This is a genomic window from Luteimonas yindakuii (assembly GCF_004803715.2).
Classification (GTDB): Bacteria; Pseudomonadota; Gammaproteobacteria; order Xanthomonadales; family Xanthomonadaceae; genus Luteimonas; species Luteimonas yindakuii.
Genome location: NZ_CP039383.2, coordinates 294035 through 312477 on the forward strand (window position 1 = coordinate 294035; position 18443 = coordinate 312477).

The following is an 18443-nucleotide window of genomic DNA, read 5'->3' on the forward strand; positions in this document are numbered from 1 at the left end:
ATGTCAAGCCGGCCGACCCCGCGGGGCCGCGATTGTCGCTGCTTCGCGATCAGGAAGCGAGCCGGGCCACCAGCAATGTCAATCCCAGGAGCAGCAGGACGGCTGCGGCCCAGGGCCAGGCGCGTGGCGGGCTGGTGACATCCGGCGCGGAGCTGGCAGTGGCCCGGTCGACAGGCGGCGCAGGCTCGGGACCCGCGGCCGGTGGGGCGGCTCCCGCTCGCTGGTCAGGACCATGTGCGTCGACCGCCGTCCCGCCCAGCGCGCGCGATGCATCCGGGTACGCCGTGGCCAGCGCCTCCAGACGCCCGTCGCCGTGCAGACGGAAGGCGTCGCGGCGGCCGCGCAGGGGCCCGGGCGGCGTCGGATCTGCGTCGGACCAGACCTCGGAATCCGCGCGCAGGTGGCCGAACCGGTACAGCCGCGCCAGCGCATCGATGTCGTATGGCCCGCAGGCGCGGCCGCGGGCATCGCGGTAATGCCAGCAGGCGGGGTCGGGGCGGGGCGTGCTCATGCGTTCCATGCGAAGGCGGCGCTGCATCCGGCAGCGCCAGGAAAACCGGGGCGCGGCGCGCCCCGGCGCCGGGTCAATGCACCGGCTCGGGCTCGTCGGCGAAGATCTGGGTTTCCATCCAGGCGTAGGCGGCCTCGCTGCCGGGCTGGTTGAACAGCACCATCAGCACCACCCACTTCAGGTCGTCGAGGTCCAGATCGTCCTGGTCCAGCGCCATGGCACGGTCGATCACCAGCTCGCGCTGGTGCGCGTCGAGCACGCCGTGCTGTTCCAGGAACAGCAGGAAGCCGCGGCATTCCTGGTCGAGCTTGTCGAGTTCGGGGCCGGCGAACATGCGCACCGGCCCGTGCGGGCGCGGCGTGGCCGGGCCCGGGCGCTGCTCGGCCAGGGCATCGAGCCAGTCGAACGCCTTGCTGATCTCGGCCGGGCTGAAACCGGCCTGCAGCAGCCCGGTCTGCAGCGAATCGCGATCGCGCAGCAGGTCCGCTTCGTCGGTGAAATAGTGTTCGAACAGGTAGAGCAGGACGTCGAGAATGCTCTCTTTCATTTCCCCCGGCCTGCGCCCCGTGGACGCTTCGTTGCGGATATGCGGGAGTACCGGCCGTGCTCGACCAGAACGCGGCCTTCAAGCTCCATGAGCAGCAGCATGGAGGACACCTCGGCCATCGTCAATCCAGTGCGCGACGCCAGCCGATCCATATCCGTTGGGTCATGCCCGAGGGCTGCCCACAATCGGTTGTAGTCGGGGTCTTCGCGTTCAGGATCCACGCCCGGGGCCGCCGAAGGCGGCTCCGCACACGATGTGGGGCCGTGCAGACGTCCATGCAAGGCGTGCGCCAGCACCTGCGCGATCGGGTCCAGGGCGCCGATCACCTCCTCCGGGGACTCGACCAGGGCGGCGCCCTCGCGGATCAGCCGGTGGCAGCCACGCGCCATCGGGTTGTGCAGCGAGCCGGGGATGGCGAACACCTCGCGCCCGGCCTCGGCGGCAAGGCGGGCGGTGATGAGCGCGCCGGAACGCAATGCCGCCTCCACCACCAGCGTGCCCAGCGACAGCGCGGCGACGATGCGGTTGCGCGCGGGGAAATGCTCGCGCAGGGGCCGGGTGCCGGGCGGGAACTCGCTGACCACCGCGCCCTGCCCGGCGATCCGCGCCTGCAACGGCGCGTTCGCACCGGGATAGGCGATATCCGGACCGCAGCCCAGCACCGCGATCGTCGGCGCCCCGGCCTCCAGCGCCGCCGTGTGCGCGCAGGCATCGATGCCCAGCGCCAGCCCGCTGGCGATCCCGAGCCCGGCGCGCACGAAGGCGTGGCTGAAGGCGGTCGCGTGCTCGCGACCGGCCGCGCTCGGATTGCGGCTGCCGACGACCGCCACCATCGGATGCCACAGCAGCGACGGATCGCCGGCGATGAACAGTCCCAGTGGCGCGCCGGGGGCGTCGCGCAGCAAGGGCGGATAGTCCGGATCGTTGCAGCCGATCAGATGATGGCCGGGTCGCGCCAGCCAGGCCGTGGCCGCCGTCATCTCCGCGCCACCGGCCCGGTGCAGCGCCGCGTGCTGGCCTGCATCCAGGCCGGCCGCGTGCCAGGCATCCGCGCCGGCGGCGATGGCCGCCGTGGCGCTGCCGTGGGTGGCGAGGAGGCGTCGGCGCGGCGCCGCCGCACCGCCGGCGAGCAGCAGGCGGAGGAGGGCGTGCGGGTCTTCGGCCGGGGTTCGGGCTCGGGTGGAGGTTGGGCTGACGGCAGTATCCATGCGTCGAGTGTCGGGCGCGGTGGGCGGCGGCCGCCGTCGGCGGCATCCGCACCGCCATGTAGGACTTGGCCGCACCACGGCGCACCGGTGACCTTGCCCATACGACGGGTTGATGGCATCGCGTCCGGCGAAACGCAGAACGGCGCCCGAAGGCGCCGTTCTGTCACCAACCGCAGCGGTCCCCGTCCTCAGTACGGGGCGTCCGGATGCTTCAGGTGGTAGCCGACGCGGGTCGGCTTGATGCTGTCCATGACCAGCGCGTAGCTGACGCGGTCGTAGGTGCGGAACACCATCGCGTGACCGGCGAACTCGTCGGGCAGGCGCACCTTGTTCTCGAAGAACACCGTCTGCGGATCGCGGTCCGGGCCCTTCTCGACGCGGTCCATCGTCGACTGGCCCTCGCGCCACAGCGAAAACACCGTGCCGTTGTCGATGCCTTCGCGACGGCCGACCGAGATCGCGATGACGTCGCGCGGACCGCCCGAGGTCAGCATGTCGGCGACGGCAAGCACGCGGGCACGGCCGTAGTCGGTCTGCACCCGCGGTGCATGCGGGAAGAACTGCAGGTCGTAGGGCTGCGCATTGACCGGCACCAGGCGGTCGCCGATGCGCACCTCGTGGCCCTCTTCATCCAGCAGCAGGGTGCTGACCTGGATGCCGCCGACTTCGCCGCGGGTCACCGTGCCGGCGCCGACGCGGACCATCTCGTAGCCCAGCAGTTCCTGTCCCTTGTCGGGGAAGGTCACGTTGGTCCAGTACTGCTGGAAGTCCAGCGTGCGGCGGCCGCGGAAGTCGAGGTCGTCGGAGTGGAACAGGTCGCAGCACAGGCCGGCACGCTCGAGATGCGTGTAGCGCGTGGTCGGACGCACGACGGTATAGCGCTCGCCGGGTTGGGCCTGGGCAAGACCGCGCACGTAGGCGACCTGGCCGTCGACCGCACGCAGGCGGTCGTCTTCCATGCCGACCACGTAGGGCAGCTGCTCGAACTCGTCGACGACCTGCAGGTCACGCAGGAACGGCTCGATGTCCGACAGCGGGATCGCGTCGATCGGCGCGGCATCCTGGCGCGGGCCCGGCTGCACGGTGGCACCGGCCACGCGGTCCAGGTAGGCCAGGCTGATGACGTCGCCGGGATAGATCAGGTGCGGATTCTGGATCTGCGGATTCGCCTGCCAGATCTCGGGCCACAGCCACGGGCGTTGCAGGAACCGTCCGGCGATGTCCCATAGCGTGTCACCACGCTTGACGACATACGTATCCGGGTGGTCACCGCGCACCCCCTGTGCAGCAGCAATTGTTGCGACGGTCAGCAACGAAACGGCACACGCCGTCCGCAGCGACCGGGAAAGGCGCTCTACCATGCCGGCCATCTACCTGCTCCCCTTGGAGATTTCCCCTTGCAGCGGCCGCACTATAGCCTACAAATCCCGGCCGCACGCAAGAGCCGCGGTTACACTGTGGAGCCTGTTTTCCCGTTGTGACCCAGGCCCCCTTTTTCATGTCCCTGCTGCCGATCATCGAGTACCCCGACCCGCACCTGCGCGAGCGCGCAGTCGATGTCGACCCCGCACTGCTTGCGCAACCGGCGTTCCAGAAGCGCCTGGACGACATGTTCGAGACGATGTACGAGGCGCCGGGCATCGGCCTCGCCGCACCGCAGGTCGCCGTGCTCGAGCGTTTCATGATCGTCGACGTCGACGAGGATCGCGGGCAGCCGCTGGTGTTCGTCAATCCGGTCATCCGCAACCGTTCCGAGGCGCTGCGCGCACACCAGGAAGGCTGCCTGTCGATTCCCGGCATCTACGCCGAGGTCACCCGCGCCGACGGCATCGAGGTCGAGGCGCTCGACCGCCACGGCAAGCCGTTCACCCTGCGTGTCGATGGCCTGCTGGCGACTTGCATCCAGCACGAGGTCGACCACCTCGACGGCAAGCTGTTCATCGATTACCTGTCGCCGCTGAAGCGCTCGATGGCGCTGAAGAAGCTCAGCAAGCTGCGCAAGCACGGCTGATCCGGGCGACGCCACCGCGCGCGATCGCGTCATGGCCAGTGGCCGGGCGGTCGCGTTTCACAGTCCCAGATGGATCACGCTGCATGAAGATCGTTTTCGCCGGCACTCCCGATTTCGCCGTCCCGGCCCTGCGTGCGGCGGCGGGCAAGGCCGAGGTGGTCGCCGTGTACACGCAGCCGGACCGCCCGTCAGGCCGTGGCCGGGTGCTGACGCCGTCGCCGGTGAAGCGCGCCGCCCAGGACATGGGCTTTCCGGTGCGGCAGCCGGAGACCCTGCGCGATGCGGACGTGCAGGACGCGCTGCGCGCGCTCAAGCCCGACCTGATGGTGGTGGTCGCCTACGGGTTGCTGCTGCCGCAGGCGGTGCTCGACATCCCGGTCGACGGCTGCTGGAACGTGCATGCGTCGCTGCTGCCGCGCTGGCGTGGCGCGGCGCCGATCCAGCGCGCGATCGAGGCCGGCGACACCGGGACCGGCGTGTGCCTGATGCAGATGGAAAAGGGCCTCGACACCGGTCCGGTGCTGCTGGAACAGCGCACGCCGATCGGCGAGCAGGAAACCGGCGGCGAGCTCCACGACCGCCTCGCCGCGCTCGGTGCGCAGGTGCTCATCGACGGCCTCGGCCTGCTGCGCGTGGGCATCCGTCCGGTGGCGCGTCCGCAGCCGGTCGATGGCGTGACCTATGCGCGCAAGCTCGACAAGGCCGAGGCGCGGCTGGACTGGCGCGAGCCTGCGCAGGTGCTGGCGAACAGCGTGCGTGCGTTCAACCCATGGCCGATGGCGGAAGCCGATGTCGCCGGCGAACGCCTGCGCCTGCACGCCGCGGTCGCGCTGCCGCTGGCGCACCATGCAGCACCGGGCACGCTGCTGGCCGCCGGCCGCCAGGGCATCGACATCGCCTGCGGCGAGGGTGCTTTGCGCATCCGCACGCTGCAGCGCCCGGGCGGCAAGGCGATCACCGCCGCCGACTGGCTCAACGCACGGCGCGATCTCGCCGTGCCGTCCGCGCAGGGTTGATGGCCACGCCTGTCGCCGGTGCCGAGGTGCGTGCGACCGCGGCACGCGTGCTGGATGCGGTGATCCGCGGCCGCTCGCTGCGGACCGAACTCGCCACCGCGTTGCCGACGCTGCGCGACCCGCGCGATCGCGCACTGCTCGAAGCGATCTGTTTCGCCGCGCTGCGCCAGCGCGCGCGTGCCGACGCTGCGCTGGCGGCATGGACCACGCGGCCGCTGGGCGCGCGCGACAGCCTGCTGCGCGCGTTGCTGCACGCAGGGTTCGCCCAGCTCGACCCGCTCGGGCTGCCGCCGCATGCCGCGGTGGCCGCCACCGTGGAGGCCGCGCGCACGCTCGGGCGGACCCACCAGGCCGGCATGGTCAATGCGTTGCTGCGCCGTGCGATCCGCGATGGCCTGCCGACGGGCGATCCTGCGGATGCCTGGCCTGCCTGGCTGCGCGAGCGCATCCATGGCGACTGGCCGGATGAGGCCGAGCACATCTTCGTCGCCAGTGCGACCGCGGCACCGGCATGGCTGCGCGTCAACACCCGCCAGGGCGATCGCGAGGCCTATCGCGCGTGCCTCGCGGCGCACGACGTGGAGGCCGGACTCCCCGCGTGGCCGGCCGACGCCCTGCTGTTGCGCACGCCGGTGCCGGTCGCCCAGCTGCCGGGCTTCGACGACGGGGCGGTTTCCATCCAGGACCTCTCCGCACAGGCGGTGGCCGATGCGCTGGCCCCACCGGCCGGTGCGCGCGTGCTGGATGCCTGCGCGGCGCCGGGCGGCAAGGCCGCGCACCTGCTCGAGCGCGACTCGGCGCTGCGGCTGACCGCGCTCGATGTCGATCCACGGCGGTTACAGCGTGTCGCCGACACCCTCAAGCGCCTGCGCCTGCCCGCCGTGGCGCTGCATGCCGTCGATGCCCGCCTGCCGGCCGACTGGTGGGACGGCACGCCGTTCGACGCCGTGCTGCTGGACGCGCCCTGTTCGGCGACCGGCGTGGTGCGGCGGCAGCCCGACATCCTGCTGCACCGCCGCCCGCAGGACCTCGAAGCGCTGCTGGCGCTGCAGGCGGAGCTGCTCGACGCCTGCTGGCAATTGCTCGCGCCCGGCGGCGTGCTGCTGTATGCGACCTGCTCGATCCTTGCCGCCGAAAATGCGCAGCAGGTCGACGCCTTCCTGGCGCGTACGCCGGACGCACGCGCCGAACCGCTCGATGAGCGCTTCGGCCGGGTCGCCGGTGCGGGGCGGCAGCGGCTGCCCGGCGATGCCGATGCAGACGGGTTCTTCTATGCACGGCTGCGGCGCGCTGCCGACTGAATGCGAAGGGCTGCAAGGCCCACGCCATCACCCTCTCGTCGACGGGAAAGGGGCCAGCGTGCCGGGCAGGAGTCGTCTTGACGGATCCGTGGTGATCACGGGCGGCGACGGCTCCCGTGGGTCGGTTGTCCCCGGGGCTGCCGGCTAACCAAACCCTAGCGTTGCGCTGTGTAGACTGCGCCGCGTCCACCACCGGCGCCGCCCCCAACTTGCACATGTCGCCCCCGCATCCCTGGCTGAGCGTGCTCGTGCCGTTCTACCGCGTCGAGCCGTACCTGCGCGAATGCGTGGAATCGGTGCTTGCGCAGGTCGACGGCGGGGTGGAAATCGTGCTGCTCGACGACGCCTCGCCGGACGACTGCGGCACCATCGCCCGGGAGCTGCGCAAGAGCCATGGCGAGGTCATCCGCCTGCTCGGCCACGATCGCAACCGCGGCATCGCGGAAGCGCGCAACACCCTGCTCGCGGACGCGCGCGGCGACTACGTGTGGTTCCTCGATTCGGACGACCTGATGCTTCCGGGCGCCATCGCCGGCCTCAAGGCCGCGATCGAGCGGACCGGTGCGGACCTGGTGCTGTGCGACTTCCGAATCGTGCGTGAACGCATGGCGCTCAAGCACCGCCTGCGCGGTGAATACCACCGCTCGACGTTCTCCGGACGCGACAATCAACTCGAAAGCGATCGCGGCGTGTTGCTGCGGGGCCTGATGGCGGCGCGCCAGCTGCACCCGTGGTCGAAGATCGCGCGGCGCAGCTGTTGGGGCACTGCGCCATTCCCTCCCAGGCGCGTGGTGATGGAGGACATGGCCGCGATCCCTACGCTGGTTGCCAACGTGCGTACGTTCGTGCACGTGGCCGAGCCGTGGATCGGCTACCGGCAGCGTCCGGGCAGCGCACTGGCCACGCTCGACGCGGGGAAGTTCCGCGACGTGCTGGCGTCGGTGCGTGAACTGCACGGTGCGTTCGCCGATGATCCCGGCCTCGATGCGCGCACGCGTTTCGCGATCGACTACTTCTGCATCCGTGCGCTGTCGTCGGTGGCGCACCGGATCACCGGCGAACAGCCGGCGCTGGCGCGCGAGCTGCGCGACACGCTGCAGCGGCTGTTTCCGGGCGGCCTGCGTGTGATCCTGGAGGAATGCCGCCGTCGCGGCTGGTGGCTGCGGCGCAGGCGGATCAGCAAGGGCATCGAGCGCCTGGAGCGCCTGGCGTGAGCGAAGCCGGAGGGCGGACGCCGCGCGTACCTGCGGCGCCACCGCCGCGCGTCCTGCATTTCGTGACGGGCGGCTTTTCCGGCGGCGCCACCCAGGTCGCGATCCAGCTGGTCAATGCCGGCCGCGACAGCGGCAAGGTGCAGCCGCTGCTGGTGCTGCGCCGCAAGCGGCGTACCGATCCCGCGCGCATCGCCGAGCTCGAAACCGCCGGCGTACCGTTGCGGGTGGTACCGGGCTGGTCGCATGCGGCGACGATCCTGGCGCTGGTGCGCCTGTGTCGCGAGATCCGGCCCGACGTGCTGGTCGCGCATGGCTTCAGCGAGCATCTGTGGGGACGCTATGCCGGGTTGCTGGCCGGCGTGCCGCACCTGGTGCACGTCGAGCACAACACCCGCGAACGCTACACCCGCTGGCGGCTGGCGCAGACGCGCTGGCTGGGGGCGCGCAGCAGTCGCATCGTCGGCTGTTCCGAAGGCGTGCGGCAGGTGCTGCTCGACATGGGCATGCCACCCGGGCGCACCATCGCCATTTCCAACGGCATCCGCGTGGAGCCGTTCGCCGATGCCGACGCGGTGCCGGCTCCGGCCCGCATTCCCGGCATCGTGATGGTCTCGCGGCTGTCGAAGCAGAAGGACCACCCGACCCTGCTGCGTGCGGTGGCGCTGCTGCGCGATCGCGGCCTGGCGCCCCCGGTGCTGCTGGCCGGCGCGGGCAAGGCCCGCCACCGGCGGCCGCTGGAAGCGCTGGCGGCCGAGCTCGGCCTGCAGCAGCAGGTGCGCTTCCTCGGCCTGTGTCGCAACGTGCCCGAGCTGCTGATGACGCATCGCATCGCGGTGCTCAGCACCCACTACGAAGGCATGCCGCTGGCGCTGATCGAAGGCATGGCGGCGGGTTGCGCAGTCGCGGCCAGTGCCGTTCCCGGCGTGCGCGAGGCGATCGAGGACGATGTCGACGGCCTGCTGGTGCCGGAGGCGGATCCGGTTGCGCTGGCCGATGCGCTGGAGCGGCTGTTGCGCGACGACGCGCTGGCCGCGCGACTGGGGGCGCGTGCGCGGGAGATCGCGGTGAGCGAATACGCCCGCGAGCGGATGAATGTCCGCTACGAGGCAATGTTCCTCGAACTCGCGGCGCAGCCACCGTTCCGATAGCCGCTGCACGCGCACCGACGCGTCGGCCGGATAAGGCGCAGCCGCATCCGGGACCTGCAGTAGCGAGGGCCATGCATCGGGCCCCGCGGATGCGGCCCGTGGACCTTATCCGGCTACGCGCCCATACCCGGTGGAGCTACCAGCGCAGCGGTCGCCGGGCGACCTCACGCGTCAGGCGGTCGAGCAGGGCGCGTGCATCCACCAGCGGCAGGAAGCGGATCCGTAGCGACGGTGCCATCGCCCCCGCACCCGCGGTGTCGAGCCATAGCGATGCCATGCCGGTGCAGCGGTCGAAGGGCGTGCGTCGCAGCCGCAGCGCCTGCAGCTTGTCGATCTCGGCGAAACGCCAGTGCCGCGACCACCAGCCTTCGCGGACCGCAAGCAGGCGGTCGTCGATGGCGTAGCCCGCGCGCCGTGCGTGCTGCGTGGCGGCCAGCACCGCCCACGGCAGCCACAGCAATCCGGACAGCCCCCAGGCGCCAAGCCACCACGTCAGCCCCGCCGCCAACAGCAGCGAGAACACCAGCCCCGGGAACAACAGGCGCAGCCACGCGTGGCGGTGCAGCGGACGCCACTGCGCGGGCGGCCAGTCACCGGCGTCGAGCAGGTGCCGGACCAGTGCGTCGCACTCCGCCGCGGGTGCGATCGGCGCCAGTTCCGACAGGCTGCGCTGGTCCTGCCCGCGGCTGACCACCGCGGTGTCGACCTGCAGGCTGCGTCGGCGCAGCAGCCGGTGCAGCAGGCCTTCATGCAGCGTCCAGGCCTGGATGCGCCGGCGCGGCACGCTGTTGCGCAGGCGTGTCAGCAGGCCGCGTTCGACGCCCAGCCGGCGACCGTCCTCGACCAGGCGGAAGCCGTGGTACTGCACCAGCGCCAGCACCACCGACAGCAGCCGCAACGCGAACAGCGCGAGCACCAGCAGCAGCGTCGCCGCCATCAGCTGGCCCTGCCACGCATCGCCGAGCACGCTCACGCGACCGAACGCCTCGCGCGCGACACGGGTCAGCAGGTCGCCGGCCATGTTGTCGGGCAGCGCCTGCATCAGCAGGGCGACGGCACCCGCAACCACCACCATGCCGCGGTTGGACACCAGGCCGAGGCGGATGACCTCGCCGGTGGACAGTGCCAGCAGCGTGCGTGACTTGTCGGCCGGCGCGGTCGCGTCCTGCGCGTGCGCCTCCACGGCATCGGTCGCCGATGCGCGCCGGCGCACCACCTGCTCCAGCGCCAGCGCTTCGGCAAGCGTGAGGACCTGCATGCGTGCTTCCGGCTTGCTGCCGCCGGCCGATTCCAGCCGCACCTCGGCGACGCCGAACAGGCGGTGCAGCAGGGTCTGGTGCAGCGCCACGTCATGGATGCGCGAGAACGGGATCTGCCGCAGGCTGCGTTCGAACAGCCCGCTGCGCACGAACACGCTGTCGCTGGCGATGCGGTAGCGGAAGGTGAGGTAGCGCCAGACCGCGCCGATCAGCAACGCCACCAGCGCCACCGCAACGATGCCCAGGCGCGCGCCGTCGTCGCGGCTGGCGCCGAACAGGGCGATCGCCACCAGCGGCACCAGCATCTGGCCGACCTGCGACAGCAGCACGAACAGCCACGACAGCGGATGCAGCCGGCGTTCGCCGTCGGTGGGCAGCAGGGCGTCGGCAGCCGCGTCGGTAACCGTCGCGGTGCTGCTGGCCGCGATGCTGCCGGCGCCGTGCAGGTGGCCCGGGTCGCCGTCGTCGCCGGCCGGATCAGGCGTCGTCGTCATCGTGGCCGATCCAGGCAGCGAGGCGGTCGCGCAGGCGTTCGGCGTCGCCGGCATCGAGGCAGGGCACCGCCACCGCGCTGTCGCGGGTGCCGGCGGTATGGACGATCAGGGTCGACAGGTTGGCCTGGCGTTCCAGCGGTCCGCGGCGCAGGTCGATGTGCTGCACGCGCGTGCCCGGCACCCGCGTCTCGGTGAACCACAACCGCCCACGCTGCAGGCCGAAACCATCCGCATCCAGCCGCCAGCGCGTCCAGCGGTAGCGGCGCAGGCCCATCCAGCCGCCCAGCGCCACCAGCGCCAGCCAGGCCGCCAGGGCGCCGAGCCGCACCGCATCGCCGCCGATCCAGATCCCGGCGGCGACCAGCGCCACCGCCGCCGGCACCGCGACCCCGATGGCACCCGACAGCGCGAACAGCCAGCGCGCGCGCCGTGGCAGCGCATTCCAGCCGTCGTCGGCGGCGAGCGCTGGCGCCAGGCCAAGGTCGTCGAGCTCGATCATCCGGCAGTCTCCTCGTGCGCCTTCGGGTAGGGGTAGCGCTCGCCGCTGCCCGGCGGGCGGATCGAATAGCGCTTGTAGGTCCACTGGTACTGCGCCGGATCGCGCCGGGCGATGCGCTCCACCGCCTGGTTGAGCGCGGCCACCGCGGTGCGCGGATCGGCATCGGTGAGGCCGGGCGGGGCGGGCTCGATGCGCAGCGCGAAATCCGGGCCGTCGCCGATGCGTTCGCAGTAGGCGAACAGCACCGTGGCGCCGGTCTTCGCCGCCAACCGGCCGAGCAGGGTCATGGTCAGCGCACGGGTGCCGAAGAATGGTGCGTATTCGCCCTCGCCGGCCTTCGGCTGCTGGTCGGGCAGGATCCCGGTCACCCCGCCGCCGCGCAGCAGGCGCACCAGCTGGCGCACCGCGGCCCCGTCGGCGCGGATCTGGGTCACGCGGTCACCGGCGTTGGCGCGCACCCGCCGCAGGAAGGCTTCGCCCACGGCCGACTCCGGCGCCCGGTACAGCACCGAGATCGGCGTGCGCGCGGCCAGCCACTGGTTGAGCAGTTCCCAGTTGCCGTAGTGCGGCGCGGCCACGATCAGCCCGCGGCCGGATGCCAGCGCGTCATCGAACAGCGCGGTGCCATGGGATTCGCGGATCAACGCAAGGTTGGCGGCGGCCGGCCGGGTCCAGAAGCGCAATGTTTCGACGAACTGCAGCGCGGTGGTCCGCAGCACCGCCGCATGCCAGATCTCGCGTTCGGCGGGCAGGGCATCGGGATAGGCGATGGCCAGGTTCTGCCGGGCGACGCGGCTCTCGCGCGCGTCCAGCCGGTTCCATGCCATGGCCAGCGCGGCCGCCACGGCACGTTGCCAGCGCCATGGCAGGCGGGAAAACAGCGCGGCGAGCGCATACAGCAGGCGGGCGAGGAAGGCGGGCATGCGGGCAGTGTAGAGGGCGGCAGTCGGCCGCAGGACCGGCCGTGGGCGACGCCAGGCGTTAACCTCCCCCGGTCGCCATTGCCCACAGCCCGGATGCTCTGCCTGATCCAGCGCGTCACCCGCGCCAGTGTCGTCGTCGACGACGAAACCATCGGTGCCATCGGCCCCGGCCTGCTCGCCCTGGTCGGCGTGGAGCCCGGCGACGGTGCCGCACAGGTCGGGCGCATGGCCGAGCGGCTGCTCGGCTACCGGGTGTTCTCCGACGAGGCCGGGCGCATGAACCGCTCGCTGGCCGACACCGCGGGTGGGCTGTTGCTGGTCAGCCAGTTCACCCTGGCCGCCGACACCCGCTCCGGCATGCGCCCGGGTTTCAGCACCGCCGCCGCGCCTGCCGAGGCCGAAGCGGTATTCGACCGGCTGGTCGCGTTGTGCCGCGAACGGCATGCGCCAGGCGTGGAAACCGGCCGCTTCGGCGCGCATATGCAGATCAGCCTGGTCAACGATGGCCCGGTGACGTTCCTGCTCGAGGCGTGAGCGGGCGGCGGTCCGACAGGAACCCTGCGCAGCGATGTGCAGCAGGCGCGGTTACCCGGATGCTGCGCGGCACAGTGGAAATCGGGAGCATCCGGCCCCATATGTTGTTCCGGGCCCGCCACGCAGGCCCCGTCATCGTCCTGCCGCGGACCTGAACCGCGCGGCATCCGTGCCCCCTTCTCGACCGGGAACCGGGGCGCTGCTGGTATAATTACGGGTTCACTTTTTTCCAATCTTCTGGTAGCGCGATTCTATGGCCAACGAACGTCAGGCGGCGCCGCAGTCCGACATCAAGCAGCTGATCAGCAAGGGCCTGGAGCAGGGCTATCTGACCTATGCCGAGGTCAACGATCACCTGCCCGACGACCTCGTCGATCCGGAGCAGATCGAAGACATCATCGGCATGATCAATGGCATGGGCATCCAGGTCCACGAGACCACGCCCGATGCCGAGACCCTGCTGCTGGCCGGCGAGGCCAGCGGCAACCGCGATGTCGACGACACCGCCGCCGAAGAGGCCGCCGCCACCCTGACCGCGCTTGACGGCGAGGGCGGCCGCACCACCGACCCGGTGCGCATGTACATGCGCGAGATGGGCACCGTCGAGCTGCTGACGCGCGAGGGCGAGATCGCCATCGCCAAGCGCATCGAGGAAGGCCTGAACCAGATGCTCGCCGCGCTGGCGAGCTTCCCGTGGTCGGTCCAGCTGCTGCTGGAGGACTTCGAGCTGCACAGGGCCGGCAAGAAGCGCCTGCCGGAGATCGTGGTCGGCTTCAACGACCTCATCGAGGAGCAGGACGCGCTCGCCGCCGCGGCCGAGGAAGAGGCTGCCAACGCGCCGCCGCCCGACCCCGACGCCGAGGCCGAGACCGAAGAGGACGAGGAGGCGACCACCGAGACCACGGAGGAAGCCGCGCCGTCGGGTCCGGATCCGGCCGAGGTCGCGCGCCGCATGGATGCGATGGCGGCCATCTACACCAAGTTCCAGAAGTCCTACGCCAAGAACGGCGCCTCCGCCAAGGCGGTGATGAAGCTGCGCGAGGAGATGGCGGAGATCTTCGTCACCTTCAAGCTGCCGCTGCCGCTGATGGACACCCTGGTGCGCAAGCTGCGCGAGGTGGTCAACGAGATCAAGGACCACGAGCGCCGCATCCTCGACCTGTCCACCCGTGTGGCCAAGATGCCGCGCAAGGACTTCATCCGCGCATGGGACGGCAACCAGACCAATACGGACTGGGCCGACGAGATGATCAAGCGCAAGCAGAAGTGGTCGTCCGCGCTGAAGGACGTGCGTGACCAGATCGTCGCCGAGCAGGAAGCCATCATCGCCACCGAGAAGGCGATGGGCGTGACGCTCACCGACCTCAAGGAAATCAACCGTGCGATGGCCTATGGCGAAGCCAAGGCACGCAAGGCCAAGAAGGAAATGGTCGAGGCCAACCTGCGCCTGGTGATCTCGATCGCGAAGAAGTACACCAACCGTGGCCTGCAGTTCCTCGACCTCATCCAGGAAGGCAACATCGGCCTGATGAAGGCGGTCGACAAGTTCGAGCACCGCCGCGGCTTCAAGTTCTCGACCTACGCCACCTGGTGGATCCGCCAGGCGATCACCCGCTCCATCGCCGACCAGGCGCGCACCATCCGCATCCCGGTGCACATGATCGAGACGATCAACAAGTTGAACCGCATCTCGCGGCAGATGCTGCAGCAGTACGGCCGCGAGGCGACGCCGGAGGAGCTGGCCCGGGAGATGGACATGCCCGAGGACAAGATCCGCAAGGTGATGAAGATCGCCAAGGAGCCGATTTCCATGGAGACGCCGATCGGCGACGACGAGGATTCGCACCTGGGCGACTTCATCGAGGACACCAACGTGGAGTCCCCGGTCGAGGCCACCACCAACATCAACCTGCAGGAAACCGTGCACGAGGTCCTGGCCGGCCTGACCCCGCGCGAAGCCAAGGTGCTGCGCATGCGCTTCGGCATCGACATGAACACCGACCACACCCTCGAGGAAGTCGGTAAGCAGTTCGACGTCACCCGCGAGCGCATCCGCCAGATCGAGGCCAAGGCGCTGCGCAAGCTGCGCCACCCGTCGCGGTCCGAGCAGCTGCGCAGCTTCCTCGACATCGACTGAGCCGCGCCACCGCCGTACCCGGAAAAGCCCGCCTCGCGCGGGCTTTTTCGTGTCTGCCCCTGCGCAGGCCGGCCACCACACACCTTTCCCGTTCAGGGAAGAGTTCGGCAGGACGACCGATAGGGACGGGAAAGCCGCTCCCACGCCCTTCTCCCGCATGCGGGAGAAGGTGGCGCGAAGCGCCGGACGAGGGCGGCGCGGTACCGCCCCACGCCCCGATCACTTCCACCCGCGCATCCTCGCGCCTCGGCGCAGGAGACCCGCATGGCAGACCAGGTGGACGTGGCGATCATCGGCGGCGGCCCGGCGGGGCTCACCGCGGCAACCTACCTGCGGCGCTTCCTGCGCAGCTGCGTGGTCATCGATGCCGGCAACAGCCGCGCCCGCTACATCCCCGAGAGCCATAACTGCCCGGGCTTCCCGCAGGGCGTCTCCGGCCGCGACCTGCTGGCGAAGATGCGCGCGCAGGCCGGGACCTTCGAGGCCGACATCGTCGAGGCGCGGGTCGAACGCATCGAGGCCACGGGCGACGGCTTCCGCCTCAGCGCCGGCGACCGTCACTGGGACGCGCGCAACGTCATCCTCGCCACCGGCCTGGCCGACCGCCTGCCCGACGTGCCGTGGTGCGAGGACGCGATCGCCTGTGGCGCGTTGCGGCTGTGCGCGGTCTGCGATGCCTACGAGGCGCGCGACCAGCACATCGGCATCCATGGGCCGGCCGACGGGCTGGTCGGCCATGCGCGCTTCCTGCGCGCGTACTCGCCGCAGGTGACGCTGCTGCCCAGCGACCGCGATCTTGCCGACGAGGACGCCGCGCAGGCGCAGGAACTCGGCGTGCGCGTGCTGCCCGCCGGCGGCACGCTGGAGTTCGACGGCGAACGCTGCCATTACCGCGCCGCTGACGGCACCGACGAAGTGTTCGACACGGTCTATCCCTACCTCGGCTACGAAGGCCATGGCGATCTGTTGGCCGGTGTCGGCCTGGATGCCAACGAAGGCGACCTGCGCGTCGACCCGCACCAGCAGACCCGCGTGCCCGGCCTCTACGCCATCGGCGACATCGTCAGCGGCCTCAACCAGATCTCGGTGGCGTTCGGCCAGGCCGCGGTCGCCGCCACCCACGTGCACAACAACCTGCCGCTGCTGCCGCGTGACTGAGGGCATGCGCCTGTCCAACGCCGCAATCCCGGAGTCTGGCGGCCCTGCGTGCCTGCCGTGCGGTGCAGCGGGATGAGGGTGCGCGACCTAGGTGCCCCACACCCGGCTGCTAAGATGCGCGACGGCGGCACCGCCCGGGCCTATAGCTCAACGGTCAGAGCAGAGGACTCATAATCCTTTGGTTCCAGGTTCGAATCCTGGTGGGCCCACCACACGCGGATCCTGCTGATCCGTACTGTTCGTGAATGCACAGGTCAGCCGCTGCAGCCACCCTGCGACCGCATCACGCCTCTGTTGGCTGGACGCCATGGCCGCCGCCCTTCGCGAGCGGCGCCTCCGGTCTTCCCTTCACCATCGGGAGCTTCCATGAGCAAGCGAATCCGCGTCGGCATCATCGGCCTCAATCCGGGCATCCACTGGGCTGCGATGGCGCACATGCCGGCATTGGCCGCCCTCGCGCACGACTACGAGGTGGTCGGCGTTGCCAATACCAGCCTGGCCAGCGCGCAACGCGCCGCCGCGGCGTTCGGCCTGCGCGATGCCTTCGAGAATGCGCAGGCGCTGGTGGAGTCGCCGGAGGTGGACCTGGTCGTCGTCACCGTCAAGGTGCCGCACCACCATGCGCTGGTCAGCGCGGCGTTGAACGCCGGCAAGCATGTCTATTGCGAATGGCCGCTCGGCAACGGTCTGGCGGAGGCACGCGAGCTCGCCGACCTCGCCGGGACGCGTGGCGTCGTCGCCGCCGTCGGCACGCAGATGCGCGTCGCGCCCGAGATCGAGCATCTGCGGCAGCTCATCGCCGAGGGCTATGTCGGCCAGGTGCTGTCGACGACGCTGGTCGGCAGCGGCGGCCAGTGGACCGGGCAGACCGATGCCGCGCATGCCTATCTCGAGGATGTCCGCAACGGCGCCACGCTGCTCAGCATTCCGCTGGGGCATACGCTCGCGGGCTTCCGCGATGTCCTGGGCGACTTCGCCAGCATTTCGGCGCAGCTGATCGTCCGCCGCACGAGCACGCACGTCACTGATACCGACGAGACCATCGTCAGGACCACGCCGGACCAGGTGCTGGTGCAGGGCACCCTCGAAAGCGGCGCCGCGTACTCGATCCACTACCGCGGCGGCGTCTCGCGCGGGGTCAACCTGCTGTGGGAAATCAACGGCACCGAGGGCGATATCCAGGTCACCGCCGCCAGCGGCCACGCCCAGCTGACGCAGCTCTCGGTGCGCGGTGCACGCGGCACTGACAGCGAGCTGACGCCACTGATGCCGCCCGCCAGTACCTACGCAGGCTGGCCGGACGACGTGATGGCCCGCAACGTCGCCCGCATCTATGCGTTGATCGCCGCCGACATCCGCACCGGCACGCGCTCCGCGCCCGGCTTCAACGACGCGGTCGCGCTGCACGAAACCCTCGATGCAATCGAACGCAGTAACGCCGCCCTGCACACGCCCGGCGCAGTCTCCCCGGAGTTGTCCCGATGAGTACCGATGCCATGCCACGCCTGTCGATCCTCGAACTTGGCCGCGTACGCGAAGGCGGCGACCGCCGTACCGCGCTCGACGAGGCACGCGAACTCGCCCGCCAGGCCGAGGACTGGGGCTATGAGCGGTTCTGGATCGCCGAGCACCACAACATGCCCGCGGTCACCACCGCGGCGACTTCGCTGGTGATCGCCCACGTCGCCGCCGGCACGCGCAGGATCCGCGTCGGCGCGGGCGGGGTGATGCTGCCCAACCACGCGCCCTACATCATCGCCGAGCAGTTCGGCACGCTGGCGACGCTGTTCCCCGGCCGCATCGACTTAGGGCTAGGCCGTGCGCCGGGAACCGACCAGCTGACCCTGCGCGCGTTGCGCCGCCCACCGGGCAATTCCGACAACTTCCCACAGGACGTGCAGGAGCTGCAGGCCTGGCTGGCGCCGGTGCAACCGGGCCAGCGCATCGAGGCGGTGCCGGGGTCGGGCACCGAGGTGCCGCTGTGGATCCTCGGCTCCAGCCTGTTCGGTGCGCAGCTCGCCGCCGAACTCGGGCTGCCGTACGGCTTCGCCTCGCACTTCGCCCCGCAGGCGCTGGACCAGGCGCTGGCGATCTATCGCGAACGCTTCAAGCCGTCGCCGCAACTCGACAAACCCTATGCGCTGGTTGGCGTGAACATCGTCGCCGCGCCCACCGATGCGGAAGCGCGGCGCCTGGCGACCAGCCAGCAGATGTCGTTCACCGACATCTTCCGCGGCACCCGCAACCTCACCCAGCCGCCGATCGACGACATCGAGGATTACTGGACGCCGCAGGAGAAGGCGCAGGCGTCGCAGATGCTGGCGCACAGCATCATCGGCGGCCCGGAGACCGTGCGTGCGGGCATGCAAGCGCTGGCCGAGCGCACCGGCGCCGACGAGCTGATGGTGGTCTCCGACCTGTTCGATTTCGACCTGCGGTTGCGTTCCTTCCGGATGATCGCGGAGATCGCCGGGGCGCTCTGA

The 18443-nt window shown here is 70.6% G+C and carries 17 protein-coding genes and 1 tRNA gene; 11 read left to right on the top strand and 7 right to left on the bottom strand.

What is annotated here, in order from left to right; all coding sequences use genetic code 11:
• Positions 1 to 49: 49 nt before the first annotated feature.
• The 4 genes from E5843_RS01350 to E5843_RS01365 all read right to left on the bottom strand — a co-directional run bounded on the left by E5843_RS01350 (position 50) and on the right by E5843_RS01365 (position 3627).
• Positions 50 to 511 (bottom strand): GYF domain-containing protein, encoded by a 462-nt coding sequence (locus E5843_RS01350; RefSeq protein ID WP_141065575.1) that lies wholly within the window; start codon positions 509 to 511, stop codon positions 50 to 52.
• A 73-nt stretch (positions 512 to 584) separates the two neighbouring features.
• Complete coding sequence (locus tag E5843_RS01355; protein ID WP_134675175.1) at positions 585 to 1058, bottom strand: DUF494 family protein; 474 nt, start codon at positions 1056 to 1058, stop codon at positions 585 to 587.
• Positions 1055 to 2266: a DNA-processing protein DprA gene (dprA, locus tag E5843_RS01360; RefSeq protein WP_141065576.1), complete on the bottom strand. Its 1212-nt coding sequence runs from the start codon at positions 2264 to 2266 to the stop codon at positions 1055 to 1057. The genes E5843_RS01355 and dprA overlap by 4 nt, the downstream gene beginning before the upstream one ends.
• Positions 2267 to 2454: 188 nt before the next feature.
• Complete coding sequence (locus E5843_RS01365; protein ID WP_134675400.1) at positions 2455 to 3627, bottom strand: LysM peptidoglycan-binding domain-containing protein; 1173 nt, start codon at positions 3625 to 3627, stop codon at positions 2455 to 2457.
• 137 nt (positions 3628 to 3764) lie between these two features.
• On the opposite strand from E5843_RS01365, the gene def reads away from it, so the two are divergent.
• From def to E5843_RS01390, 5 genes are all read left to right on the top strand, one after another.
• Complete coding sequence (gene def, locus E5843_RS01370; RefSeq protein WP_136411599.1) at positions 3765 to 4277, top strand: peptide deformylase; 513 nt, start codon at positions 3765 to 3767, stop codon at positions 4275 to 4277.
• A gap of 83 nt (positions 4278 to 4360) precedes the next feature.
• A complete protein-coding gene (gene fmt, locus E5843_RS01375) occupies positions 4361 to 5293 on the top strand; it encodes a methionyl-tRNA formyltransferase (RefSeq protein ID WP_136411600.1) in 933 nt (310 codons plus the stop codon).
• Complete coding sequence (gene rsmB, locus E5843_RS01380; RefSeq protein ID WP_141065577.1) at positions 5293 to 6594, top strand: 16S rRNA (cytosine(967)-C(5))-methyltransferase RsmB; 1302 nt, start codon at positions 5293 to 5295, stop codon at positions 6592 to 6594. Before fmt ends, rsmB begins: the two co-directional genes overlap by 1 nt.
• Positions 6595 to 6809: 215 nt before the next feature.
• On the top strand, positions 6810 to 7808 hold the full coding sequence (locus E5843_RS01385) for a glycosyltransferase family 2 protein (RefSeq protein WP_136411601.1): 999 nt from the start codon (positions 6810 to 6812) through the stop codon (positions 7806 to 7808).
• Positions 7805 to 8956: a glycosyltransferase gene (locus E5843_RS01390; RefSeq protein WP_208542763.1), complete on the top strand. Its 1152-nt coding sequence runs from the start codon at positions 7805 to 7807 to the stop codon at positions 8954 to 8956. The genes E5843_RS01385 and E5843_RS01390 overlap by 4 nt, the downstream gene beginning before the upstream one ends.
• 136 nt (positions 8957 to 9092) lie before the next feature.
• Here E5843_RS01390 and E5843_RS01395 read toward each other — a convergent pair whose 3' ends face one another.
• Genes E5843_RS01395 through E5843_RS01405 form a run of 3 tightly spaced genes read right to left on the bottom strand, consistent with a single transcriptional unit; the run spans position 9093 to position 12131 of the window.
• A complete protein-coding gene (locus E5843_RS01395) occupies positions 9093 to 10709 on the bottom strand; it encodes a PH domain-containing protein (protein ID WP_141065579.1) in 1617 nt (538 codons plus the stop codon).
• Complete coding sequence (locus E5843_RS01400; protein ID WP_136411602.1) at positions 10693 to 11208, bottom strand: PH domain-containing protein; 516 nt, start codon at positions 11206 to 11208, stop codon at positions 10693 to 10695. Before E5843_RS01400 ends, E5843_RS01395 begins: the two co-directional genes overlap by 17 nt.
• Entirely contained in the window at positions 11205 to 12131 is a 927-nt protein-coding gene (locus E5843_RS01405; protein ID WP_141065580.1) for a lauroyl acyltransferase, read from the bottom strand. Before E5843_RS01405 ends, E5843_RS01400 begins: the two co-directional genes overlap by 4 nt.
• A gap of 93 nt (positions 12132 to 12224) precedes the next feature.
• Between E5843_RS01405 and dtd the strand changes: the two genes are divergently transcribed.
• The 6 genes from dtd to E5843_RS01435 all read left to right on the top strand — a co-directional run bounded on the left by dtd (position 12225) and on the right by E5843_RS01435 (position 18443).
• On the top strand, positions 12225 to 12665 hold the full coding sequence (gene dtd / locus E5843_RS01410; protein WP_134675165.1) for a D-aminoacyl-tRNA deacylase: 441 nt from the start codon (positions 12225 to 12227) through the stop codon (positions 12663 to 12665).
• 253 nt (positions 12666 to 12918) lie between these two features.
• Positions 12919 to 14802: an RNA polymerase sigma factor RpoD gene (gene rpoD / locus E5843_RS01415; protein WP_134675164.1), complete on the top strand. Its 1884-nt coding sequence runs from the start codon at positions 12919 to 12921 to the stop codon at positions 14800 to 14802.
• 264 nt (positions 14803 to 15066) lie between these two features.
• On the top strand, positions 15067 to 15960 hold the full coding sequence (locus tag E5843_RS01420; RefSeq protein ID WP_141065581.1) for an NAD(P)/FAD-dependent oxidoreductase: 894 nt from the start codon (positions 15067 to 15069) through the stop codon (positions 15958 to 15960).
• A gap of 136 nt (positions 15961 to 16096) precedes the next feature.
• Positions 16097 to 16172, top strand: a tRNA-Ile gene (locus tag E5843_RS01425).
• Between the two features lie 154 nt (positions 16173 to 16326).
• Positions 16327 to 17445 (top strand): Gfo/Idh/MocA family protein, encoded by a 1119-nt coding sequence (locus E5843_RS01430; RefSeq protein ID WP_136411604.1) that lies wholly within the window; start codon positions 16327 to 16329, stop codon positions 17443 to 17445.
• 11 nt (positions 17446 to 17456) lie between these two features.
• Entirely contained in the window at positions 17457 to 18443 is a 987-nt protein-coding gene (locus tag E5843_RS01435; RefSeq protein WP_136412992.1) for an LLM class flavin-dependent oxidoreductase, read from the top strand.